The sequence below is a fragment of the Micromonospora vulcania genome (assembly GCF_042658605.1).
GTDB classification, from domain to species: domain Bacteria; phylum Actinomycetota; class Actinomycetes; order Mycobacteriales; family Micromonosporaceae; genus Micromonospora; species Micromonospora vulcania.
Map to the genome: position 1 here is coordinate 280,297 of NZ_JBHSQS010000007.1, position 23,386 is coordinate 303,682.

The 23,386-nt window shown below is 69.9% G+C and carries 17 protein-coding genes and 1 pseudogene; 11 read left to right on the forward strand and 7 right to left on the reverse strand.

Annotated features, from left to right (window positions below; translation table 11 throughout):
* Positions 1–9: 9 nt before the first annotated feature.
* From ACFQGL_RS14355 to ACFQGL_RS14385, 7 genes are all read left to right on the forward strand, one after another.
* Positions 10–504 carry an RNA polymerase sigma factor gene (locus ACFQGL_RS14355; RefSeq protein ID WP_377511337.1) on the forward strand — a complete coding sequence of 165 codons (495 nt, stop codon included), beginning with the start codon at positions 10–12 and terminating at the stop codon, positions 502–504.
* A complete protein-coding gene (locus ACFQGL_RS14360) occupies positions 491–1,261 on the forward strand; it encodes a hypothetical protein (RefSeq protein WP_377511339.1) in 771 nt (256 codons plus the stop codon). The genes ACFQGL_RS14355 and ACFQGL_RS14360 overlap by 14 nt, the downstream gene beginning before the upstream one ends.
* 344 nt (positions 1,262–1,605) lie before the next feature.
* The gene (locus ACFQGL_RS14365; RefSeq protein WP_377511342.1) at positions 1,606–1,938 is read left to right on the forward strand and encodes a hypothetical protein; all 333 of its coding nucleotides are present in this window, start codon (positions 1,606–1,608) and stop codon (positions 1,936–1,938) included.
* A 51-nt stretch (positions 1,939–1,989) separates the two neighbouring features.
* Positions 1,990–2,694, forward strand: coding sequence for a TauD/TfdA family dioxygenase (locus ACFQGL_RS14370; protein ID WP_377511345.1), 705 nt, complete (start codon positions 1,990–1,992; stop codon positions 2,692–2,694).
* A gap of 332 nt (positions 2,695–3,026) precedes the next feature.
* Positions 3,027–3,164 carry a hypothetical protein gene (locus ACFQGL_RS14375; protein ID WP_377511348.1) on the forward strand — a complete coding sequence of 46 codons (138 nt, stop codon included), beginning with the start codon at positions 3,027–3,029 and terminating at the stop codon, positions 3,162–3,164.
* 27 nt (positions 3,165–3,191) lie between these two features.
* On the forward strand, positions 3,192–3,635 hold the full coding sequence (locus ACFQGL_RS14380) for an NUDIX hydrolase (protein ID WP_377511351.1): 444 nt from the start codon (positions 3,192–3,194) through the stop codon (positions 3,633–3,635).
* Between the two features lie 255 nt (positions 3,636–3,890).
* The gene (locus tag ACFQGL_RS14385; RefSeq protein WP_377511353.1) at positions 3,891–4,613 is read left to right on the forward strand and encodes an isocitrate lyase/PEP mutase family protein; all 723 of its coding nucleotides are present in this window, start codon (positions 3,891–3,893) and stop codon (positions 4,611–4,613) included.
* A gap of 95 nt (positions 4,614–4,708) precedes the next feature.
* Here the strand turns inward: ACFQGL_RS14385 and glnII are convergent, their stop codons facing one another.
* Positions 4,709–5,728 (reverse strand): glutamine synthetase, encoded by a 1,020-nt coding sequence (gene glnII, locus ACFQGL_RS14390; protein ID WP_377511356.1) that lies wholly within the window; start codon positions 5,726–5,728, stop codon positions 4,709–4,711.
* Positions 5,729–5,820: 92 nt separating this feature from the next.
* A complete protein-coding gene (gene glsA / locus ACFQGL_RS14395) occupies positions 5,821–7,455 on the reverse strand; it encodes a glutaminase A (protein WP_377511359.1) in 1,635 nt (544 codons plus the stop codon).
* A gap of 424 nt (positions 7,456–7,879) precedes the next feature.
* Between glsA and ACFQGL_RS14400 the strand changes: the two genes are divergently transcribed.
* Both ACFQGL_RS14400 and ACFQGL_RS14405 read left to right on the forward strand, forming a co-directional pair.
* Positions 7,880–9,142 (forward strand): phosphodiester glycosidase family protein, encoded by a 1,263-nt coding sequence (locus tag ACFQGL_RS14400; RefSeq protein WP_377511362.1) that lies wholly within the window; start codon positions 7,880–7,882, stop codon positions 9,140–9,142.
* Between the two features lie 102 nt (positions 9,143–9,244).
* The gene (locus tag ACFQGL_RS14405) at positions 9,245–11,191 is read left to right on the forward strand and encodes a S8 family peptidase (protein WP_377511365.1); all 1,947 of its coding nucleotides are present in this window, start codon (positions 9,245–9,247) and stop codon (positions 11,189–11,191) included.
* Between the two features lie 48 nt (positions 11,192–11,239).
* Here ACFQGL_RS14405 and ACFQGL_RS14410 read toward each other — a convergent pair whose 3' ends face one another.
* The 3 genes and pseudogenes from ACFQGL_RS14410 to ACFQGL_RS14420 all read right to left on the reverse strand — a co-directional run.
* Complete coding sequence (locus ACFQGL_RS14410; RefSeq protein ID WP_377511368.1) at positions 11,240–12,175, reverse strand: hypothetical protein; 936 nt, start codon at positions 12,173–12,175, stop codon at positions 11,240–11,242.
* A gap of 52 nt (positions 12,176–12,227) precedes the next feature.
* Positions 12,228–12,536: a CU044_2847 family protein gene (locus ACFQGL_RS14415; protein ID WP_377511371.1), complete on the reverse strand. Its 309-nt coding sequence runs from the start codon at positions 12,534–12,536 to the stop codon at positions 12,228–12,230.
* 16 nt (positions 12,537–12,552) lie between these two features.
* A pseudogene (locus tag ACFQGL_RS14420) lies at positions 12,553–13,005 on the reverse strand (Clp protease N-terminal domain-containing protein); the annotation flags it as partial.
* Positions 13,006–13,139: 134 nt separating this feature from the next.
* Here ACFQGL_RS14420 and ACFQGL_RS14425 point away from each other — a divergent pair.
* Positions 13,140–17,213, forward strand: coding sequence for a trypsin-like peptidase domain-containing protein (locus tag ACFQGL_RS14425; RefSeq protein ID WP_377511374.1), 4,074 nt, complete (start codon positions 13,140–13,142; stop codon positions 17,211–17,213).
* A gap of 198 nt (positions 17,214–17,411) precedes the next feature.
* Here ACFQGL_RS14425 and ACFQGL_RS14430 read toward each other — a convergent pair whose 3' ends face one another.
* On the reverse strand, positions 17,412–18,401 hold the full coding sequence (locus tag ACFQGL_RS14430; protein ID WP_377511377.1) for an acrylyl-CoA reductase family protein: 990 nt from the start codon (positions 18,399–18,401) through the stop codon (positions 17,412–17,414).
* Positions 18,402–18,497: 96 nt separating this feature from the next.
* Positions 18,498–19,088: a TetR/AcrR family transcriptional regulator gene (locus tag ACFQGL_RS14435; RefSeq protein ID WP_377511380.1), complete on the reverse strand. Its 591-nt coding sequence runs from the start codon at positions 19,086–19,088 to the stop codon at positions 18,498–18,500.
* A 166-nt stretch (positions 19,089–19,254) separates the two neighbouring features.
* On the opposite strand from ACFQGL_RS14435, the gene ACFQGL_RS14440 reads away from it, so the two are divergent.
* Positions 19,255–22,275: a helix-turn-helix transcriptional regulator gene (locus ACFQGL_RS14440; RefSeq protein ID WP_377511382.1), complete on the forward strand. Its 3,021-nt coding sequence runs from the start codon at positions 19,255–19,257 to the stop codon at positions 22,273–22,275.
* Positions 22,276–23,386 lie beyond the last annotated feature (1,111 nt).

The following is a 23,386-nucleotide window of genomic DNA, read 5'->3' on the forward strand; positions in this document are numbered from 1 at the left end:
TGGGAGCGAGTGCTGACGGATCTCGTCAGCACCAGAGGCGCGGCGCTGAAACGCTACGCCTTCCTGCTCTGCGGCAATGACAGCGACGCCGAAGACCTGGTGCAGGACGCGTTGGTGCGGGCGTTCACCCGGCCGCGACGCGACGAGATCGACAACCCCGAGCAGTACGTTCGCAAGGCCGTGCTCAACCTCTACCTCGACCGGGTCCGCCGGCGCGGCGTGTGGCGGCGGGTGATGCCGTTCGCGGTGGCACCGGATCGGATCGACGACGACTCACGTGCCGTTGATGCCCGACACGACCTCCGGGCCGCGCTCCTGGCGCTCACCCCACAACAGCGGGCGTGTGTCGTCCTCTATTACCACGTCGATCTGCCCATTCCAGAGATCGCCGCGCAACTCGGCTGCGGCGCCGGCACGGTGAAACGCCACCTGCACGACGGGAGACGCCGCCTGGCCGGGCTGCTGAACGACGACACCAGGGAGGACGACAGTGCCGTCCGATGATCGTCTGTGGCGGGAGCGGCTGGCGAGCCTGGCAGACCGGGCGGCTGCGCCGTCGTTCACGACCGATCGCCTGCGCGCACGTGTCCGGCGACGGCGCACTCTCCTGGCGGCCGGCACCGGCGCGGCGTCGATCTTGGTGGTTTCGTTGGTGACGGTCGCCGCGGCCGGGATCGTCGGCGGCGGTGATCCGATCACCGGTACGGGCGCCACGCCTGGGCCGGCGACGTCCACCGGGCCCACCGCCACCACCGGAAAAGAGCCTGAGGTGTACGTCTGCGGCGACCGCTACGACCACCCCGGTTCAACTTCGGCAGGCATCCTCACCGCAGGGGTGTCCTCGGTGGTCAAGGTGAGCGGCGACTCGGGTCCCGCGATAACGGTGACATTCGCCGCCACGCGGGCGGTCCAGGTGGCCTCCAGCCCGCCATCGCTCCTTCAGGTGCTCTACCTGAAGGACGGCGTCATTGTCGGCGGAGGACCGATGCTCAACCCGCCGGGCGACACCAGCGGCCAGGGCGTCGACGCGATCCGCGACGGGTTCGATCTCGCTCCCGGCAAACCTCACGAACAGCAGCTCGGCCCGCGCGAGACGCTGTGCCCGTCCCTGACCTGGTCCGAGATCTGGGCCAGCCCAGATCGCTACGAGGTCGCGGTGGTGCTCGGCCCGGTCGAAGAGCGCGGGGAGGAGCTGACTCTCGGTGTTCCGCTCCCGCCCTCGGTCGCCTCGCTGGTGGTGAAAGCGGCACTGCCGGGCTGAAACGACGCTCTCCGCGCGGGCCTGTAGTCGGGGCTGCGCGGGGAGAGCGTCGATGCCAGAGTCAGGACCACCAGCGTGATCAAAATTCTAGGAGCGTGACTGCTGTGCGGCTGCGCCAGTTCGGCGATGGGAATTGTCGACCGGCCCGATGTCGCTCTGCGCGTTGCAGGCATCGACGCGCCATTCCCAGAGGCAGGATTGGCGTACCACCGATCGGCCTTTAGTGGTGAACGGCGATTTGCTGCAGGGGTGCTTTACCTCGGCCCGTAAGCGCGTGTCACCCGGGATCCGAAGTGGATGTAAGGCTGAGGTGGCATCCGTGTTCGGCCGATATGTTGGTCCGCATGGCGTACCGGAACTACACGGCCGATGGCAGCTACTGGACAGTTCGCAAGCAGGGCTCCATCTACTGGGTCGTCCGCATGCGTCGCGTCAACGGTTCCTATGAGTGGCTGGAGACCTGGGGTGGTTACGAGCGCGCTGGCGCCGCCGCCGGTGCGGCGGCACAACTCGCCTACAACCAGGCTCGGGAGGACGTGCTCAAGGAACTGGTTGGGACCCTGCACACCGCGTTGGACAGAGCCGGCCTGGGGGCCTTGCCCACCCCCGCCCCGGTGCGGCCCCCCGACCGGTCGCAGCTTCCGGCGGCCGCCGAACTGGACGAACCTGAGGATTGACCACGGGTAGGCGGGCGAATGCTGTTGGTAGAGGCGGAACACGAGGTCGAGGTGAATCCGGATCTGCTGCCCGCGACGCTCGCCCGCGACGGCGTCGTCCTGATCGAGCAGGGGACCGTCGCAGAGGTCAGGGCTCTGCTCGATCGCTGGACGGTCCCGGTCGACCATCCGCACCAGGTGGCCGACGGGCTGACCGTCATCGCGCCTCGGGTCCGCAGCGACGTTAGTGACAACGAGGCTGGCTTCACCGACCTCCCCCTGTCTCCGCACACTGATCGCAGCCTGCACGTGCAGCCGCCCAGCGTGCTCGCCACGCTGATGCTCGCTCCGGCAACGACCGGCGGAGTCACCACACTGGTGGACGGCGCCCGGCTACTGATGCTCGTCCGCCAGCGGGCAGAGGACGCGGCAGTTGCTCGTCTGCGGCTGAGGACGACGATCGGCCAGCCCGGCCCACCGGTGGTTGAGTTCATCCCCGGCCACGCCCGTATTCGATACCGCGACGACCGGATCGCCGGCCCGCACAGCCCCGATGGGCGTACCGATCTCGTGGCCGAGGTTCGTCGCCTGACCTCCGAGACGACGCGATATCTGCACCTGAGCGTGGGCGACGGCTACCTTGTGCACAATCACCGATTCCTGCACGGGCGGACGGCATTCACCGGGGATCGTAGGCTGGTGCGGTTCCTGGCGAGAGTCAACAGCGACCATCCGTACGCATGGTTGAACCGGGGGTTTCCGATTGCGAGTTCCTAAACCGCGCCCGGTGGCCTCGTCGCCGCAGAGCCGCGCCCACCTCGTCGCCGCGCTGTCGAAGGTGCCGTCGCCGTCGGACCTGGCCTTTCCGCAGGCAGTCCGGGCCGTTATCGAGCCGTACCCCGATCCCGAGCCGCTGCTGCGAGCCATCCTCGACGACCACACCGTTCGCACCCGGTCCCGGTTCGCCGCACTCTATGCGCTCCTGCTGCGGTTGCGACGCGAGGAACGCCATGCCGAGTACGGCTCGGTCGTCCGGGACCACGAAGGCGAGTTTGGAGCCGAGCCGTACTTCCATACCTTCCGCGCGATCGTGGCCCGGGCCAAGGGTGGTGATCAACGACGCACGCGATCGAGGGCTGCACTACCTGGAGAAGCTGATCAGGGACGCAGAAAGCAAACCCGGCAGTGGCGTCGGTCGGTTCAAGCGGGCCGACGACATCGCGGCTCTCCTGCTGGCCCCGAGCTGACACCGCACCCATGGAAGGATCGCCCGCATGACCGAGCGACCGCCGTACCTGGTGGAGAGAAACCCGGGGTACGTCGAATACCAGCTGCCGATCTCGGTCAAGCTCGTCATCGATCACCACGGCCGAGTGCCGCTGTTGCGCAACGAGCGTGACGAGTGGGAGTTGCCCGGCGGCAAGCTCGAAGTGGGCGAGACACCCGAGGACGGCGTCTGCCGGGAAGTCGCCGAAGAACTCGGGTTGACGATCACGGAGGTCGACATCATCGACTCCTGGGTCTACGTGATCACGCCGATCCGGCATGTGTTCATCGTGAGCTTCGGCGCCACCTACGTCGGCGACGAGGCCCTCGTCTATTCCGCTGAGCACAAGGAACTCGGCGTGTTCACGTACGACGAGGTGCCTCATCTGCACATGCCCGAGCCGTACAAGCGGACCATCCAGCGCTGGCGTGAGCGCCGGCTGACGACGTAGCGAGTTCGGCTTGAGGTCGGCCTGCTTCGTTATCAGTCGTTACCCGCCGACGTGCTCCGCGCCCCTGCTCTGACACTCAAAGTTGGTCCGGCGGCCCGTACCTCGCCGATCGGTCGCGCCGCACCGACCGATCCCGAGCGAGTCCGCGATCGTCCCGGAGTTCGGGGTCGCACGCGGTACGGCCAGAACGCGGCGTACCTGGCTTCTATCCTCGACGTGTTCTCCGTACCACCACCGCTTGGAGCTGTGACAACGATGACCGCCTCGACCTTCCGCGCCCTGCACCACGATCGTGCCGCCGGCGACCCGCTCGTCCTGCCGGGGCCGTGGGACGCGGCCAGCGCCCGGGTCTTCGCCGACGCCGGCTTCCCGGCGCTCGCCACCCCGAGCGCCGGGATCGCCGCCTCGCTGGGTTACGAGGACGGGTCGACCCCGGCCGAGGAGATGTTCGCCGCAGTGGCGAGGATCGTGCGGGCCGTCTCCGTGCCGGTGTCCGCCGACATCGAGGGTGGCTACGGCCTCGCCCCCGCCGAGTTGGTCGAGCGGCTCCTGGAGGCGGGTGCGGTCGGTTGCAATCTGGAGGATTCCGAGGGGCACGCCACGCTCAAGGATCCCCAGCGGCACGCGGACTGGCTGGCCGAGGTGCGGGCCGAGGCGGGTGACGCCCTGTTCATCAATGCCCGCGTCGACACGTTCCTGTTCGGCTCGGGTGACCCGGCCGACGCCGTGGCACGGGCCGGTCTGTACGTGGCCGCCGGCGCGGACTGCGTGTACCCGCTGCTGGCGCCGACCGCGGCGTTTCCGGTGCTGCGCGAGGGCATCGCGGGCCCGATCAACATGGCCGCCGGGACCGACAAGGAGTCCGTGACCGAGCTGGCACGTCTGGGCGCGACGCGGATCACCTTCGGCCCGGGAATGCAGCGGTACGCGATCAGCGCGATCGGCGAACTCGCGGCGGGGCTGCGCGCGCCGAACTGACCAGGCCGGCAGCGGGCGCGAGCCGGTGCGACGCCGGGCCGGAGGTGTCGACACCTCCGACCCGGCACGCGTTGCGGTGGAGCTGGGCCGGGGTGTCAGACGAGGTCGGCCTTCTCCAACGCGGTGCAGCAGGTGTCGACCATCAGACGGGTCACGGTGTACGGGTCGACGTTCGCGTTCGGCCGGCGGTCCTCGATGTAACCCTTCTGCTCGACCTCGACCTGCCACGGGATCCGCACCGAGGCGCCCCGGTCGGACACGCCGTAGCTGTACTGGCTCCACGGCGCCGTCTCGTGCGCCCCGGTCAACCGGGCCTCGACACCCGCGCCGTAACTGCGGATGTGCTCCAACGGCTTGTCGTCCCGACCCAACGACTCGCAGGCCTCGATGATCGCCGCGTAACCCGTACGCATCGCCTGGGTGGAGAAGTTGGTGTGCGCGCCAGCGCCGTTCCAGTCACCCTTGGCCGGCTTCGGGTCCAACGTCGCGGAGATACCGAAGTCCTCGGCGGTGCGGTAGAGCAGCCAGCGGGCGATCCACAGCTGGTCGGCGACCTCCAACGGCGAGAGCGGGCCAACCTGGAACTCCCACTGCCCCGGCATCACCTCGGCGTTGATACCGGAGATGGACAGCCCGGCGGCCAGGCAGTTGTCCAGGTGCTTCTCCACCACGGCCCGGCCGTGGATCTCGTCCGCGCCGACACCGCAGTAGTAGCTGCCCTGCGGCGCCGGGTATCCGCCGTCGGGGAAACCCAGCGGCCGCGTGCCCTGGAAGAACGTGTACTCCTGCTCGATACCGAACAACGGCTGCTGGGCTGCGAACCGCTCGGCCACCGGACGCAGCAGCGCCCGGGTGTTCGACTCGTGCGGCGTACCGTCGATGTTCAGGACCTCACAGAGCACCAGCAGGCTCGCGCCGCCCCGGATCGGGTCGGGGTAACTGGCCACCGGCTGCAGAACACGATCGGAGCTGTGACCCTCGGCCTGGTTGGTGCTGGAACCGTCGAAGCCCCAGACCCCCGGCTCGGCACCATCAGCGATGATCTTCGTCTTGGACCGCAGCTTCGCGGTCGGCTCGGTCCCGTCGATCCAGATGTACTCGGCCTTGTACGCCATGTGTTCCTTCTCCTGTGATCGGGCCACGGTTCGGCCCGGTGCAACGGTGATCGTACGAACGGGCCCGTCCGTACGAGGTGGGCGGCGATCGCCTAACCCACGAGGGCCGGCGCCGGTTGGAGCAGCGCCACGACGTGGTCGTGTGCTCCCCGCTCGGCGTCGGAGAGTGAGGTGCCTCCCCAGCGGTCGCGTATCGCCGGGTCGGCGCCGCGTTCCAGGAGGTACCGGACCACCTCGAGGTGTCCCTCCGAGGCGGCCAGGTGCAGCGCGGTCCTGCGGTCGTAGTCGGTGGAGTTCGGGTCCTTGCCCGTGGCCAGCGACATCCGGACGTAGTCCAGGTCGCCCTGGCTGGCGGCCCACAGCAACCGCATCGTCGACGCCACCTCCTCCTCGTTCTTGCCCCGGCGGGGGTCGCGCTTGCCGGAGACCTCACCGGCGGCGAAGGAGTCGTAGACGTGGAAGTTGAAGCGGCTCACCAACTCCTTGCAGAAGGCGACCCCGCGTACGGAGTTCCCCAGCGCGTCGAGGCGGGGCGACCAGACGCAGATGCCCATGACGCCGGGAACCACGATCATGAGACCGCCGGAGACACCGCTCTTGGCGGGTAGTCCGATCGCGAAGGCGAACTCGCCGGAGTAGTCGTACATTCCGCAGGAGGACATCAGGGACAGGCATTTGCGTACCGTGTCGGCAGAGAAGATCCGCTCCCCGGTGAGGGGATTGACCCCGCCGTTGGCGAGCGAGGCTGCCACGGTCGACAGCGACCGGGCGTCGACCTCGATCGAGCAGCACTGGAAGTAGAACTCCAACGTCTCGGTGAGGTCGGTGCCGTCCGGGAACGACTGGTGTTCGCGCATGAAGTAGCCGAGGGCGAAGTTGCGGTCGGCGGTCCGGCGTTCCGAGAGGTAGACGGCGTTGTTGAAGCCGACCGCCCCGCCGCCGGCCAGCCTGCGCCAGGTTTCGGCGACGTGGTCGAAGCGGTCGGCCATGTCGTAGTCGGGCCGCAGCATCGAGCAGCACATGATCGCCCCCGAATTGATCATCGGGTTGTGGGGGAGTCCGTCGCTGTTGAGCGTCAGCTCGTTGAAGCCGCGGCCGCTGGGCTCTCTGCCCACGTGCCGGTGTACGACGTCGGTGCCGTGCTCCTCGAGCGCCAGACAGTAGTTGATCGGCTTGCAGACCGACTGGACGCAGAACAGGGTGTCCGCGTCCCCGACCGCGAAACGTTGCCCGTCGGTGGTGCACAGGGCGATCCCGAACTTCTCCGGATCGACGCGTCCCAACTGGGGGATGTAGTCGGCGACGTGCCCGCCGTCGATGCTCCTGAGCCCCTGGTAGATGGCGGCGATCTCGGTCTGGAGCGCGGCGAAGTCCGGGATGACGAAGTCACCCCGGATGGACTTCTCCACCACCCCACCGCCCTGCTTGCACAGGTCGATGAAGCGGTCGAGGTCGATCCGAGCCTGTCCCTCGGCGCCCGTCCCCTGCCGCAACCCGGCCCACACCTGCGCCACGCGTGGGTCCGTCTCGGAGATGCCCGACGCCCGCAGCCGGGTACCGAGCTCGGCCGTGGAGATGCGGCCCTCCGCGTCGACCCCGAAGGACGAGAACAGCTTGCCGTACTGCCCGACCGGGAACTCGTCACTCGTCGGCACGCCACCGAGGTCGTCGACCGGCGGTCGGACGAGCTCGCGCGGCGGTGGTCCGGGCTTCTTGGTTGCGGGCATCACGAGGTTCCAGTTTCTTCAGGGCGGCATCCGTCTCGCCGCGCGGCAGCGCGCCGGGGGACTCGCACCCCAACAGGCCCCCGGCGCGGAACCAGTCCCTACGCCCCGGGGACGTGGTCCTCGCCGTCAACTGCCGTAGCCCCCCTTGACCGGCAGAAGGGCGATTGCCGCACGACACCACCGATGCTCGCAGGCCGCAGATCCGCCGGCATCGGGAAGATTCCGCATCTTTCGCCGCGAGTGGCGCTGCGGCCCGCGGCCGGTTGCCGGTACGACTGGGAAGAAGTTCCTAGCCGGTGGGGGCCGTTCACGTCGAACGTCCCCGCTGTTCACCCTCGGGTGATCGGCTGGCCGAGAAGATCATCACCGGGCCGGTCCGACCCCTTCGACCCGGGCCCGGATCCGCACCACGAAAGGAACGGCCATGACGCCGTCGAGCCTCGTACGCCCGAGCCTGGCGCTGCTGCTCGCCGCAGGACTGAGCACGCTCGTCCTGCCGGCCGGCACCGCCCAGGCCGCGACCGCGACGACGCCCGCGCCCACGGTGAGCGCCCCGGTCACCGTCACCTCGACCGAGCAACTCGCCCCGGGCGTCACCTACGGCTCGTTCCAGGTCGACACGCCGCGTGGCGCCACCGTCGGCTACCTGCTCACCGCCGACCTGCGCAAGAACAAGGTCTCGGTGGGCCTGCTGCACCCCGACACCGTGGCGCAGCGCCAGGTCGTCTCGGCGATGACGAACGACCAGGGCGCCGTCGCCGGCGTGAACGGAGACTTCTTCAACATCAGCGAGACCCACGCCGGGGTCGAGCCGACCGGCTCGGCATCGGGTCCGGAGATCGCCGACGGCCAGGACCTGAAGTTCGCGGTGCCGACCGCCCAGCGCTTCGGCCCCGGCATCGCCCCCGGCACCTCGACCCGGGACGTGTTCGGTGTGGGCGTGAACGGCAAGGCCCGCGTCGACACCCTGAGCCTGACCGGTGAGGTACGCAGCGCAAAGGGCAGGATCGCCCTCAGCGGCCTCAACCAGTACGCGCTCCCGGTCGGCGGCGTCGGCCTGTTCACCGCCGCGTGGGGCACCGCCTCCCGGGTGCGCTCCACCTGCGGCAGTGACACCAGCCGCAACGACCCGTGCAGCACCCACACCTACGAGGTGACGGTCCGTCGCGGCGTGGTGACCGCGGTGGGCCAGGCGCCCGGTGCGGGCGAGATCCCCTGCGACGCCCAGGTGCTGGTCGGTCGCGAGGGCGGCGCGGACGTGCTCGACGACCTCGTCGTCGGTGACCGGGTGACGGTGCACGAGAATCTCGAATCCGACGCCAGGCCGAAGCTGACGTTCGCGATCGGCGGGGCGCCGATCCTGCGGGCGGGTGCGCCGCTGGCCGGGCTGGACACCAAGACCGCCGCGGTGCGTACCTCGGCCGGTGTCAGCGCCGACGGCAGGACGGTCTACCTCGTCGCGTTGGCCGGCCTCGCACCCGCCAGCGCCGGCTTCACGATCGCCGAGCTCGCCGACCTGATGCGTTCGCTCGGCGCGGACGCCGCGGTGAACCTGGACGGCGGCGGCTCCACCACGGTCGCCGTACGGGAGCCGGGCCAGGCGGCGGCCACCGCCCGCAACAACCCCTCGGGGGGCGTGGAGCGCGCGGTCGCCAACGGTATCGGCATCTTCGTCGGACGGTCATAAACAGTTTTGACGGTACGAATCATCGATCGTTGTTAACCGGTCTGTCCCAACGGCCCCGTCTTCTCCTACCTTTCGGCGCAGCCCACCTTGGAGGAGATGACCGTGTTACAACGACTCCCAGCCGCCGGCTTCGCGCTCGTCATGGCGCTGGCCGGGGCCATCGGCGTCGGTGGTCCGGCGCAGGCCGGACCGACCGGCACCATCCGGTACGCGGACGGCCCGAACGCGGTGGCCGACCGCTACATCGTCACGCTCAAGAGCACCGCGCTGGCGGCCACCGCCGTCGACGCCAAGGCCCGCGAGCTGACCGGCCGCTTCGGTGGCCGGACCCGGCACGTCTACGGCTCGGCGCTGCCCGGCTTCTCGGCGACCATGTCGGCGAAGCAGGCGCAGCGCCTGGCCGCGGACGCGTCCGTCGCGTCGGTCGAGCAGGCACAGCGGATCGGCGTGCAGGACACCCAGAACAATCCGCCGAACTGGGGCGACGACCGGATCGACCAGCGGAACCTACCGTTGAACCAGAGCTTCACCTACCCGGCCAACCCGGGCCAGGGGGTGACCGTCTACGTCCTGGACACCGGCATCAACGCCAACCACACCGAGTTCACTAGTCGGGTGAAGCCGGGCACCGACATGGTGGACAACGACAGCACCCCGCAGGACTGCCACGGGCACGGTACGCACGTCGCCGGAACCGCGGTGGGCACCACCTACGGCATCGCGAAGAAGGCCAGCGTGGTCTCCGTACGGGTGCTCAACTGCCAGGGCAGTGGCACCAACGACGACCTGATCGCGGGGATCAACTGGGTACGCACCAACGCGCAGAAGCCGGCGGTGGTGAACTACAGCATCGGCTGCGGCAGCCGGTGCACCAGCCAGGCCATGGACAGTGCCGTCACCAGCCTGATCAACTCGGGCGTGCAGTTCGTGCAGGCGGCCGGCAACTCCTCGGACGACGCCTGCTACTACAGCCCGCAGGCCGTCACCGCGGCCATCACGGTCGGTAACAGCACCAGCTCCGACGGGCGCAACAGCAGCAGCAACTACGGCTCCTGCCTGGACATCTTCGCCCCCGGCACGAGCATCGTGTCGGCGTCCTACTCCAGCAACACCGGCAGCGCCACGATGACCGGCACCTCGATGGCCTCGCCGCACACGGCCGGTGCCGCGGCGCTCTATCTGGGTGCCAACCCCACCGCGACGCCCGCCCAGGTCCGGGCCGCGCTGGTGAACAACGGCACCACCGGCAAGATCACCAGCCCGGGTACGGGTTCACCGAACGTGCTGCTCTACACCGGGTTCATCGGTGGCACCGATCCCGGTCCGGGGAACCCGTCGGTGACCAACCCGGGTAACCGGACCTCGGCGATCGGCCAGGCGGTCGACGTCCAGGTGCAGGGCAGCGGCGGCACCACCCCGTACACCTGGAGCGCCTCGGGGTTGCCGGCAGGCCTGACCATCGGCGCGTCCACCGGGCGGATCACCGGTAGCGCCACCACGGCGGGCACCTCGAACGTGACGGTCACCCTCACCGACGCGGCGAACCGGACCGCCCAGGCGACCTTCACCTGGACGGTGACCAGCGGTGGCGGCGGCTGCACGCCGGCGCAGGTCGTCGGGAACCCGAGCTTCGAGAGCGGTACCTCGCCGTGGACCGCGACGGCGAACGTGATCGGTACCTGGTCGCAGTACCCGGCCCGATCCGGGACCCGCAACGCCTGGCTCAACGGCGGCGGCGCGGTGCAGACCGACACCATCGCGCAGTCGGTGACGATTCCGGCGGGGTGTGCCAACGCCACGCTGCGCTTCTGGATCCGGATCACCACGGCGGAGTACGAGAACCTGGTCTACGACCGGCTGACCGTCACCCTCGGCGGCACCACCCTGGCCAGCTACTCGAACCTGGACAAGACCACCGGGTACGTCGAGAAGGTGGTCAACGTCGGCCAGTTCGCCGGGCAGACCGCCACCCTGACGTTCAACGGAGTGGAGGACTGGTCGTACCAGACCAGCTTCGTGATCGACGACGTGACGATCAGCGCGAGCTGATCGGCGTACCGGGACCGGGGTGAGCGGCTCGCGTCCCCCGCGGGCCGCTCACTCCCACTCCCAGCGCATGCCCACGATCCCCGGCGGCACGTCCGAGGCGATCAGGTGCGCGCCGTGGGTGGAGCCGATCCACGCCTCCCACACGCCCTGGTCCGGCGCGTTGAGGCCACGTCGCTCGAAGCGGTGACAGCGGGCCGGTACGGCGTCGTGGTCGAACTGCACCTGGAGCACGTACTCGCCGACCGGGGTGGCGAAGCCCCGGTAGTAGTTGTCGGTCGGGGCCTGTGAGTCGCTGAGAAACTCGTACTCGATCACCACGGTGTCGCCCTGGGCCAACATCCGGTCGAAGATGACCTCCGCGACCAGCAGGCCCGATTCGTGGTCGGAGCGGATCCGGCCGAGGCGGCAGTTGCGGACCGCGTTGATCCGGGTCGAGGCGCCCGGGTCGTCGGTGCGGAAGATGCCCACCGTCCGGGAGACCCGGTCGGTGTTGGCCCGCAGCACCTGCCGGCAGGTCAGGCTGATCTCCTGGCGCCGGTCGCCCACCAGGTAGAGGTCGTGCAGGCTGAGCCGGGTCAGCTCGTGGTACAACCACCGGTCCACCTCGGCGACCATCTTGGCCACGCTGGTGCCGTCGCTGAAGAGCCGGTCGATCTCGATGGTCCCGGGTGGTTGGCTCAGCCAGCGGCCCCGGGGCCGACGCGGTCCGAGTTGGACGATCAACGATTCGGCCGGCAGCGACAGGATCTCTTCGAGGAGTCGGACCGCCTTGATCGACTCTGGGCGTTCCGGTCGGCTGCGACCGCGCCGCCAGTAGCTCAACGTGGTGAGGCTGACGCTGACGCCGGACGCCGACAACTGCTCCTGGATCTCCTCCAGGCGGATTCCACGGTCCTCGATGGCCAGGTGCAGCGCCGCCGAGAACGGGCCGGTACGCAGCGCGTGCGCCAAGTCCCGCCCCAACTCGGTACGGGCCCTCTCCATGTCCGCTGAGTATTGTCACGCGACCGCCGTTGCGCCAGCGGTGTCGGCCGACTCAGGGCCGCTGCGGGCTCCAGGACAACGTCACCTCGAAGTTGCCCTCGGTCGCCGCCTTCGCCACCAGCCAGTTCGCCGTGCCGGTCACCTTCACACCGAACTTGACCTCGACCCCGTCCGGGGCCAACTCCCGTACCCGATCCAGCACCTGGCGCGCGGCGGCGACCGCGGGCCCGATCGCCTGCCGCACCTGGCCGGCGATGCTCTCTGCGCTGGCCGGCCGGAACCCCTCCACAGGCTCGATCTCGAACGACACGAACGTGGCTTCGTCGTCGTCCACGGCGTACGTCACGACCTGCGACGGCATCCGTCCACCTCTTTCACGCGGGTTGCACCTCGTCGATGCCGGCGAGAATGCGGACGGCCTGGTCCCGTACGGCGTCCAGGGTGATGCCGGACCAGTAGAGCACCTGTGCGGCCACGCCATCGCCCTCACTGATGAGGCCGAGCAGCAGGTGCTCGGTGCCGATGTGGCTGTGACCGAGCTGCAGAGCGTTGCGCAGGGCGAGTTCCAGGCTGAACTTCGTGGCCGGCGTGAAGAGGATGTGACCGCCCGGCTCGGTGTGACCGGAACCGATGATGTGGTCGACGCGGCGTCGCAGCTCGTCCAGTGCGGACACCTGGGTCTGCAGCACCTGGGCGGCCACCCCGGCTCCCTCACTGATCAGCCCGAGCAGGAGGTGCTCGGTGCCGATGTAGTCGTGCCTGTGCGACCGCGCCTCTTCCTGCGCGAGCACCACGCTGCGCCGGGCCCGGTCGGTGAACCGCTCGAACATCGTGACACCTCCACGGTCGCCGCTGCACTGAAGAATAGAGACGCGGCGCTACCTTGACGAGCCGTCCTATGCTCGTCAGACCTGCGGAGCGCACGCACGGGTGCGACCCCGGTCGCTCGGGCTGGGAGTGAAGCATGCGGACGATCGACGACCGACTTCGACCCCGTGACACCTGGACGGTGGCGATCCACTCCTCCGCCGAGGACGTCCAGCCGGTGGGGGCCGGGCTGGTCATCGACGAGCACCGCGTGCTGACCTGCGCACACGTGATTCCACGCGGAGTCGATCGACTGTGGCTGGCCTTTCCCAAGGCCGGGCTGCCGGCCACGTCCCGCGTCGCCGCGCGAACGACGCTCAGCTCGGCCCTGGGCGCCAGCACCGATGTCGCGGTTCTGACACTGGAGCAGAGCATTCCCGCCCAGGTCGAGCCTGCGCCACTGCGCCTCGTGACGCCCGAGGACCTGGTGGACCGCCGATGGTGGACGTTCGGATTCCCCACCGGTCAGCCGTGGGGCAGCGCCACGGCGGGCAGCGTGGACGCCGACCTGTCGTACGGCTGGGTGCGGCTGCTGACCGACGGCACCTATCCGTTGGCCCAGGGATTCAGCGGTGCCGCGATCTGGTGTCCCGAGTTCCAGGCTGTCGTGGGGATCGCCGGGCAGGCCGAGCTGTCCAGCGGCAACGGTCTCGCCCTGAGCCTGCACCACATCGACACCGAGTTCCCCACCGTCGGCCTGCGGGATCTCGCGTCCTGGAACGTGGCGGCGGCCGACGAGCAGGCGCAGTCGGCGTGGGGATGGTCGCTGTCCGTGGACCCGGAGGCCGGTCGACACTGGCGGCCCCGGGCACGTGGCGTCTCGGTGGACGCCGAATCGGGACACCGGTTCCGGGGTCGGCGCGCGGCCCTGACCGCGATCGTGGACTGGATGGCGCAGTCCGTCCCGGACCGGCGGGTCCTGGTCGTCACCGGCTCACCGGGTGTCGGCAAATCGGCGGTGCTGGGCCGGGTCATCACCACCGCGGACGCCGCCATCCGCGCGAGCATGGGCTCGGACGATGGCGGGGTGACGGCGCCGCTGGGAAGCATCGCGTGTGCCGTGCACGCCAAGGGCAAGACGGCGTTGGACGTCGCGGTGGAGATCGCCCGGGCCGCCTCGGTCGCCTTGCCGGACCGGGTCGAGGATCTCGCCGGATCCCTACGCCAGCGACTGACCACCAACCCCGTTGACCGGCCGTTCACCGTGGTGGTGGACGCCCTCGACGAGGCGTCCAGCCCGGACCAGTGTCGACTGATCATCAACGCGGTCCTGCTTCCGCTCGCCACGACGTGTGCGAGCGCCGGGGTGCGGGTGATCGTCGGCACCCGCCGCCGGGACGACGGCGGCGACCTGCTCGCCGCCTTCGCCGGCGCCGAACGGGTGATCGACCTCGACGCGGCCGCGTACTTCGAGATCGCCGACCTCGCCGCCTACGCCCAGGCCACCCTGCAACTCGTCGGCGACGAGCGGCCCGGCAGTCCGTACGCCGACGACACCGTGGCCGCCCGGGTCGCCGGTCAGATCGCCATCCTGGCGCAGGGCAACTTCCTGACCGCCGGACTGATCGCCCGGGCACACGGCCTGTACGACGAGCAACCTGTCGCCCTGGCGGACCTCGGCCCCACCGCCTCGGTCGCCATCGCGCTGCGGCAGTACATCGACCGGTTGGCCCCGGTCGGCAGCGGGCCGCCCCACCAGGCACTCACGGTGCTGGCCTTCGCCGAGGCACCGGGGCTGTCACTGGAGCTGTGGCGCACGGCGCTGTCGGCGTTCGGCGTCACGGTGAGCGCCATCGACCTGGCCCGCTTCGCGAAGTCGTCGGCCGCGAACTTCCTCATCGAGTCGACCGGCGACGATGCCACCCGCAACTATCGACTGTTCCACCAGGCGCTCAACGACACGTTGCTGCGCGTACGTGCCGAACTCGTCGACCGTCAGGTCGACGAACGTGCTCTGGCACGCGCCTTCATCGACGAGGGGCGCCGTACCGGTTGGGCAGCGGCCCCGGCCTACCTGCTGCGCTCCCTCGCCTTTCACGCCGACCGCGCGGGCCTGCTCGACGAGCTGCTGCTGGACGACAGCTACCTTGCCCGCGCCGACCTGCGACGGCTCGTCCCGCTCGTCGACCACACCGACACACCCGCCGGCACGGCACGCGCGCGGCTGCTGCAACTCACCCCGCAGGCCGTGCAGGCCACGCCCACCGTACGGATGGCGATGCTGGCCCTCACGCAGGTCCTCGAACGGATCGGACCGCCGATCAACCTCGATGCAGACGCGCCGTACCACGCTCGCTGGGCCAACACCCCCGCCCGGACCGAACGGACCTTCCTGGAGGGGCACACCGGGACGGTGAACGCGGTCTGCTCGATGATCGTCGGCGGGCGGACCGCCCTGGTGTCCGCCGGGCGGGACGCCACGATCCGACTGTGGGAGCCGGTCACCGGTCAGGCCGAGCAGATGTGGGAGGGCCACCAGGCGGCCGTTCAGGGCCTGCACGTCCGTTACGTCGAGCAACGCGCGCAGTTGCTGTCTGCGGGCGCGGACGGCACCGTGCGGGTGTGGGACAGCGCGACCGGATCGACGATCCAGACCCTGGTCGTGCCCGGTGCGGACTTTCGCTGCGTCAGTGGCCACGACACCTGGGTGGCCGCGGGGGACGCGGCCGGCATGGTGCGGATCTGGGACGGGGCCACGGGTCGGCTGCGGCATCAGTTGAGTGGCCACACCGGTCCCGTTCTGGGCTTCTGCGCGGTGCCCGGCTCGGGCGGCCCGGGGTTGCTGGCGTCCGCCGGCTGGGACGGGTCGGTGCGCCTGTGGGACACCGCCAGCGGAGTCTGCCAGCGCGTACTGGTGGGGCATCGCGGCGCGGTCCGTGCGGTCGTCGTGCTCGCCGTGCGGGGCAGCACCGTCCTCGCCTCGGCCAGCGACGACCGGACCATCCGGCTCTGGGATCCGCTGACCGGTCGGGAGATCACCCAGCTCGCCGGTCACACCGGTGGCGTCTCGTCCCTCTGCACCTATCCGGGCGACACCGCCGACGGCCTGGTGAGCCTGAGCAACGACGATCGGACGCTGCTGCTGTGGAATCTGGAGACCGCCACGGTGGCCTGGTCGGTGGGCGACCGGACGGCCTGGCTCCGGGCCGCCTGCGTCATCCCCGGCCCCACCGGCGCGTTGATCGCCGCCGTCAGCAACGACGACCACCTGGTCCGGCTCTGGAACCCGGCGAGCCGCAGCGACTTCGGCACCGCGGACGCGATGCGGGAACGGGTGGACTCCGTCGACTGGTTCCGACTCGACGAGTCGGTCGCAGCTCTGGCTCTTCTGGCCAAGAAGCGCATCCGCGTGCTCGACGTCTCCTCCGGCCGTACCGTCCGAGTGATCGATGCCCCGGAGGCCTTCGGTGGCCCGATCGTCGCGGTGCGCGGTTCGGCCGGCGTGCTGATCAGTTACGCGACCTACGCCAGGGTACGGATCGTCGACCCCGCCACCGGCCTCCTGCGAGCTGAGCTGGCCGGCGCCGACGAGCAGGACCACATCGCGCTGGTGGGCGCGTACGACGTGGATGGCCGCAGCCTGGTGGTCGCGCACGGCAAGGACATCGTGCTGTGGGACTGGGAGGCCGGCGTGGTCGTCTCGTCCTGGCCGGCCGAGAGTCGCAACCAGTACTCGATCGTTCAGGACGGTGATGTCACCTGGCTGGCCGCCTCCAGCTACGACCTCACCGAGCTCCGGCTGCTGGATCCGGCCAGTGGCGAGGTCGTGCGGACCTTTCCGGCGGCCATGACGGTGGGACGCCTGTGTACGCTCCGGCTACCCGACGGCCGGACGCTGCTCGTCTGCACGTACGACAAGCACCTCCGGTTCCACGACCTCGCCAGCACCGCGCTCCTCGGGCAGATCGACTACCACGCCGAGGTGACCGGGGTCTGCCCGGTGCGGACCTCCACGGGTTGGCCGTTGGTCGCCGCGACCAGCGACCGGACGGTCCGCCTCTGGGACCCGGTGACCGCGACCTGCGTCCTCACCGTTCCGGTGCACCATCGAACCAGGTCGTGCGGGTTCATTGACGGTCACCTCATCGTCGGTTTCGACGCGGGCGTCGTCGCCATGTCGCTCGGCGAGCTCGCGGCTCCCGGGCCTGCGCTGACGACCATCCACAGCTAGGGACCTCCGAGGCCCTGCGGGCGGTGGGGTACCACGGGACGGCAGCCGCCCGGTGGCATAGAATCCTGCTCGCGGTGGGCGGCTCCGGGCGGCGCTTCCTTCTCACCTCTTGGATAACTAGCGTCGCCGCTCTCCGCCCACCGCTTCGCATGCCGACCCCGCACGGATGGATCCGCTGGCGGATGCGGTCTCTCCTGGTCAGGCGTTGACGTCGACCACGAGGCGACCACGATGCGCGCCGCTGAGCAGCGCGAGGCTGGCCTCGGCAGCCTCGGCGAGGCCGATCGTCCGGGTCAGCTCCGCGAGCAGCGCGCGGTCGACGGCCTCGTCCAGCAGGGCCCAGGCCGCCTCGCGGACCGCGGGCCGGGCCCAGACGGTGTCGATTCCGGCGAGCGTGACGCCACGGGTGATGAACGGAGTCAGTGCGACCGGCAGGTCGATACCCTGCGCCAGCCCGAATGCCGCGACGGTGCCGCCGTACTGGATCTGCGCGAGCACGTTGGCCAGGGTGTGGCTGCCGACAGCGTCGACCGCGCCCGCCCAGCGCTCGCCCTTCAACAGGCCGGTCAACGGTTCGGAGAGTTCCGCGCGGTCGATGATGTCGGTGGCACCGAGTCGGCGCAGGTAGTCGGCCTCGGCGGGCTTGCCGGTCGAGGCGGCGACCCGGTAGCCGCGGTGTGCCAGCAGCAGCACGGCGATCGAGCCGGCGCCACCGGTCGCGCCGGTGACCAGCACCGGGCCGGAGTCGGGCGTGACGTCGTGCTCCGCCAGGGCGTTGACCGACATCGCGGCGGCGAGACCGGCGGTGCCGAGCGCCGCGGCGGTCGCCGTGTCGAGTCCGTCCGGAAGAATGGTGATCCATTCGGCGGGTACGTGGGCGCGCTGCGCGAAGCCGCCGTCGTGGGTGATCGAGAGCCCCCACCCGTTCACGCTCACCCTGGTCCCCACGGCGATGGCCGGGTCGGCGGAGGCGGAGACGACGCCGGCCAGGTCGATGCCCGCCGTACGGGGGAACCGTTGGATGAAGCCGAACTTGCCGTCGATGGCGAGCCCGTCCTTGTAGTTGACGTTCGAGTACTCGACGTCCACGACGACCTCGCCGGCCTGCGGCTCCCGGTCGTCCAGCTGCGTCAGCTCGGTGGTCAGTGCATCGCCGACCTTGTCGACACGGACTGCGGTGTAGGACATGGCGAACCTCCAGGGTTGTGCGGGGCCGATCGTGTGAGATGACCGGTCGTCTCGGAATTGTCGGCGGTCGGCCCCGGTCGGGCCGGGGGAGAGGAGTCAGGTCAGGGTGCGGTTGAGGGTGGCGGTCACGAACTGCTGCATCGGTTCGGTGCTCCCCGTCACCTTCGTCCGGGCCGCCGCGCCCAGGTACGAGTTGATGATGAAGCTGGCGAGATCCTCGGCGGGCTCGGCCGGCGGTAACTGCCCTGCCGCCCTGGCCTCCTCGATGGTCGCGGCGAGTGCCGAGATCCACCCCGCGAACGCCTTCGCGACCGCCTGCCGGAGGACCTCGTTGTGCGCGGGGATCTCGGTCGCCAGGTTGCCCAACAGGCAGCCACGGTCTCCGCGCTCCCCGGCGAGAACGACGAGGTGTCGCACGTGCGCGGTGATTCGTTCCAGCGGAGTGCCACCCACCGGCGACCCGAGCGTCTCCAGGTGCACGGCGGCGCAGTAGCGGGCCAGGGAGTCCAGCGCGAGAGCTTCCTTGCTCGGGAAGTGGTTGTAGAAGGAGCCCTTCGGCGCGCCTGCGGCGGTGACGATGTCCTGAACGCTGGTGCCGTTGTAGCCCCGCGTGTGGAACAACTCCAGCCCCGCCTCCGACAGCCTCTGTCTGGTGCCGGCCGAAGCCGCCGATCTCGGTCGCGCCATGTCGTGAACCCCTCCCACCCGACCGGACCCGATAAAGATACGACCAGTCGTCTTGGAATGCCATCGCTTCGGGATGGTGACGGCGACCACAGGCAGTCCGCCCGTATCCCGGGAGGGTCGGAACAGATCCAGAGGGCGTCAAGTCGCGCTATGCAATGCTGGTTGCGTGGAATTCGCCCCGGTCAGCCCCTTGTTCGTCGGGCGGGAGGCGGAGCTGTCCGACCTGGTGCACGCGGCGGAAGTCGCGGAGAAGGGCGAGACCCAGGCCGTGCTCGTCCGTGGCGAGGCGGGTGTGGGCAAGACCCGACTCGTCGAGGAGTTGCTCCGTACCCTGCCCCCCGATCGGGCCCTCGCGGCGGTCGGCGGCTGCATCGAGGTCGGTGGCGAGGGAATCCCGTTCGCCCCGTTCTCCGCAGCGCTGCGCACCCTCTGGCACGAGCAGCCCGACGAGGTACGCGCCGCGAGCGCCGGGCAGGAGACCCTGCTGGCGCGAATCCTGCCGGAGCTGGACCTCGCCGCTTCGGTCGAGCGCCCGAACGACGATGTGGCACGCCTCTTCGAGCTGATCGCGCGGATCCTGGAGCGTCTCGCGTCGAGCCGGCTGGTCGTGCTGGTGATCGAGGATCTGCACTGGGCCGACTCCTCCACCCGCTACCTGCTGGGATACCTGTCCCGCAGCAGGCGGCTCGGGCGGCTCCTGCTGGTCGGCACCTACCGGTCCGACGACATCCATCGCCGCCATCCGCTGCGCCCCGTCCTGGCGGAGATGGACCGGCTCCGGTCGGTACGCCGCATCGCCCTGCGCCGGTTCGACCGGGTCGAGGTGACCAAGCAGCTCACCGGCCTGCTCGGAGCCCCGCCGGAACCAAACCTGCTCGACGAGATCTTCGTCCGCTCGGACGGCAACGCGTTCTTCGTCGAGGAGCTGGCCCGCGCCTACCGCGACCACACCGCGGTCGGGCTGGACGATCTTCGCGACGTGCTGCTGGAGCGGCTGGAGGTGCTGCCGGAGACCAGCCAGCGGATCGCCCGGGTCGCCGCCGAGAGCGGTGACGTGATCGGATACCCGCTGCTGAAGGCCGTGGTGGGCCTTCCCGAGGACGAGTTGATCGAGGGTTTACGCGCGGCCGTCCTCGCCCAGATTCTCGTCTCCGAGCCGAACGGGTCGGAGTACCGGTTCCGGCACTCGCTCGTACGGGAGGCGGTCAGCGACAGTCTCCTACCCGGCGAGCGAGCCCTCATCAACCGGCAGTACGCCGAAGTGATGGAGACCGACCCCTCGCTGGCCCGGGCCGGCGAGCTGGCGGGCCGCCTCGCGCAGCACTGGTACGCCGCGGACGACGACGTGAAGGCGCTCCGGATGAGTGTCGGCGCGGCCGACGAGGCGCGGGACCGCTACGCGTACGCCGATCAGCTGTGGCTGCTGGAGCGCGCGCTGCAACTGTGGGAGCGGGTGTCCGAGGACGTACGCGCCGACCTGCCCGCGTTGCGTCTCCCGGAGGGGTATCCGCGCCGGGGACACCGCCCGGGTCACGCGGGGCCGGGCTACCTGGACCTGCTCGCCACCGCCACCGTCGCCGCGCGACTCGGTGGTGACCTCGACCGGGCCATGCGCCTGACCTGTGACGCGCTGGAGATCCTGGCCGGGAAGGACGAGCACCACCCGTCACGCGCGGCCTGGTTCTGGACGCGGCGTGCGGTGCTGGTGCAGGCGCTGAACCACGGTGACGGCTGGAAGGAGTTGCAGACGGCGCAGGCGCTGATCGACGACCTCCCCTCGTCCGTCGTGCACGCCGACGTGCTGGCGCACGTCGCCAACTGGGGCGCGCAGCACCGACCCGGGCGGGAGAGCCGCGTCGCCGCCGACCGGGCGGTCGAGTACGCCAGCCAGGTCGGCGCCGAGGCGCTGGAGTTGCACGCCCGCATCACCCGTTGCTGGCTGGGCATCGAGACCGACGTCGACGGCAGCTGCCTCGCCGAGCTGTACGAGGTGCGCCAACGGGCGGAGAAGTTGGGCCTGGTCGACATCATCGGTCGGGTCTGTCTGAACCTGCCGTCGTTCCTGGAGGGGATGGGGCGCTCCGAGGAGGCGATCGCGGAGGCTCGGCACAGCATCAAGACCTGCCGGTCGCTCGGCCTCACCGACGCCGAGGCGTGGGTGCACTGCAACCTGTCGCTCTCACTGTTCTCGGTGGGCCGTTGGCCGGAGGCGGAGGCGGCCCTCGACGAGGCGGCGGCGGTGGCGAAGTCGTACAAGCCCCGTGCCGCCGCGGTGGCACGCCGGGCCTACGGCCTGCTGGTCCGGGGGGACGTCGCGGAGGCCTCCGACCAGCTGGCGCTGGCCCGCGGGCTGCTCGGTACCGAGGATCTCCAGCCGCAGTTCCTCGTCGCCCTCGCCCACTTCACGATGGAGATCGCCGCGCGGCAGGGCAGGATCGGCGAGGCGCGGGCCGAGTTCCTCCGCGCCGACGCCGCCGGTCTCACGACCGGGCCGATCCGGTACGCGCTGCCGATGCTCCACGTCGCGGCGGCGATCGAGGCCGACGCGCGCCAGTCCACCGCGGACACTCCGTCCGCCGAGGTCCTGGCGGCCGTACGCGCCGCCGCCGCGCGGCTGACGGTGGTGTTCCCCATCTCGCGCGCGTTCGAGTGCCTGCTGCGGGCCGAGCTGAGCCGGGCCGAGGGGGCCGACGACCCGGAGCTGTGGGCCGCCGCCGTCGAGGCCTTCGAGCCGATGAACCGTCCCTACGAGCTGGCGATCGCACTGCTCGGTGCCGGACGTGCCCTGCTCGCCAACGGTTCCCGCGAGGAGGCCGCCGATCCGCTGACCCGCGCACGCCAGATCGCCACCTCGCTCGGCGCCGGTCTGCTCCTCGCGGACGTCGAGACGCTGGCGCAGCGGGTCGGTGCCGGAACGCCGAGCCCGACGGACGTCGTCGCATCGGCTGACCGGAGCGACGACGCGGGTGCCGACGGGCTGGCCGCCTTCGGGTTGACCCCGCGCGAGTCCGAGGTGCTGCGGCTGGTCGCGAGGGGCTACGGCAACCGCCGCATCGCCGAGGTGCTCTACATCTCGCAGAAGACCGTGAGCACCCACGTCTCCAACATCCTCGCGAAGCTGGGTGCCGCCAGCCGCACCGAGGCCACCGCGATCGCGCACCGCCGGGGCCTCTCGCTACCCGAGTGACGGAGGTCCGCCGGCAGCGGCGGAATCCTTCCGCACCCGGTGGCCACCGGACCGAGGCCGGCGCAATTCATTGCGTCCGGCCCGCGGGCGGCCTGTTTGTCGACGAGCCGACAATCCCTCTGCGCGGAGGTGCGTAGGAGATAACTGGGTGAACCGGATGCGGCCGGGCACGACTCCGACCTTCTGTCGGCATATCGCCACGAATTCGTCGGAAAGCCGGCACTCGGAGCTGATCTTGACAAAATCGTCGACTGGTATTACCCGCACCATCTCCGGCATGACACACTTTGCTCGGACTGTATTCACCTTCGGCATTGCCAAGCTGGGCTGCCGTCCGAGGTCTCGCGACACACTTCTTACTGTTCACCAATCTCGCAAACCAGACCATTAACAGGCGGTACCCGCGCATCGGTTACGAACTGGTGGCGGACTATCACGTCATTGGTCGCAGGCGGCCGTAACATCCAATACCGCGGCGGTGGGTTCCTGCCGAAACGGTATGGGTGGCAAGGGGCCGCGACGGTTGGCGGCCCGTGGTCGTGGTGTGGGCGCAGCGGGCTCGGCCCCGGCCGCCGTTGGCGACCGCCGGACGATGACTCGCCTCCGACCCATTGGCCCGGCTACCAGGGCTTATCTGGTTGGCGCGGCGTGGCGGAGGGGCGGCGCGGCCGGGTCGCGGGTACGCCTTCCGCCGTAGCGACGCCGTCCCGGGCGGGCCGGACGACCGCATCGGGGACGGCCAGGCGGCGTCCTCGGCGCCGGTGCCGTGGGCCTTTGTGGTTCGGGTGACGTTGCGGCGTGAGTGGGCGTTCGTCCGAATGATGACAAGTGGGCGGGCTACGCCTGGTGGATCAACAGAACAAGGGTGGACATCCATAGTTGCCTATGAGAAGCTGTTGCAATGCGAGGTGATCTCGCAGTTTCGCCCCCTTCATCAATTTCTCGTGACAATGAGTTACTGCTCGTTGTGCGACTGTCGAGAGACGGCCATGGCGGAGCACGCGTGTTTATGACAGCGCTGTCGTTTCCAGGACTGGCGGGCAGTCCGATATCGGTATGGATTATGTGATCGACATTGCTGTCGTCTCCCTTTCCAGGGGGCGACCAGTTA

Coding starts and splice junctions, on each gene's coding strand:
- ACFQGL_RS14365 (WP_377511342.1), top strand. CDS start 1,606: ATGGCGTACCGGAACTACACGGCCGATGGCAGCTACTGGACAGTTCGC.
- ACFQGL_RS14435 (WP_377511380.1), bottom strand. CDS start 19,088: ATGGCGCGACCGAGATCGGCGGCTTCGGCCGGCACCAGACAGAGGCTG.
- ACFQGL_RS14400 (WP_377511362.1), top strand. CDS start 7,880: ATGACGCCGTCGAGCCTCGTACGCCCGAGCCTGGCGCTGCTGCTCGCC.
- ACFQGL_RS14385 (WP_377511353.1), top strand. CDS start 3,891: ATGACCGCCTCGACCTTCCGCGCCCTGCACCACGATCGTGCCGCCGGC.
- ACFQGL_RS14425 (WP_377511374.1), top strand. CDS start 13,140: ATGCGGACGATCGACGACCGACTTCGACCCCGTGACACCTGGACGGTG.
- glsA (WP_377511359.1), bottom strand. CDS start 7,455: ATGCCCGCAACCAAGAAGCCCGGACCACCGCCGCGCGAGCTCGTCCGA.
- ACFQGL_RS14410 (WP_377511368.1), bottom strand. CDS start 12,175: ATGGAGAGGGCCCGTACCGAGTTGGGGCGGGACTTGGCGCACGCGCTG.
- glnII (WP_377511356.1), bottom strand. CDS start 5,728: ATGGCGTACAAGGCCGAGTACATCTGGATCGACGGGACCGAGCCGACC.
- ACFQGL_RS14415 (WP_377511371.1), bottom strand. CDS start 12,536: ATGCCGTCGCAGGTCGTGACGTACGCCGTGGACGACGACGAAGCCACG.
- ACFQGL_RS14380 (WP_377511351.1), top strand. CDS start 3,192: ATGACCGAGCGACCGCCGTACCTGGTGGAGAGAAACCCGGGGTACGTC.
- ACFQGL_RS14430 (WP_377511377.1), bottom strand. CDS start 18,401: ATGTCCTACACCGCAGTCCGTGTCGACAAGGTCGGCGATGCACTGACC.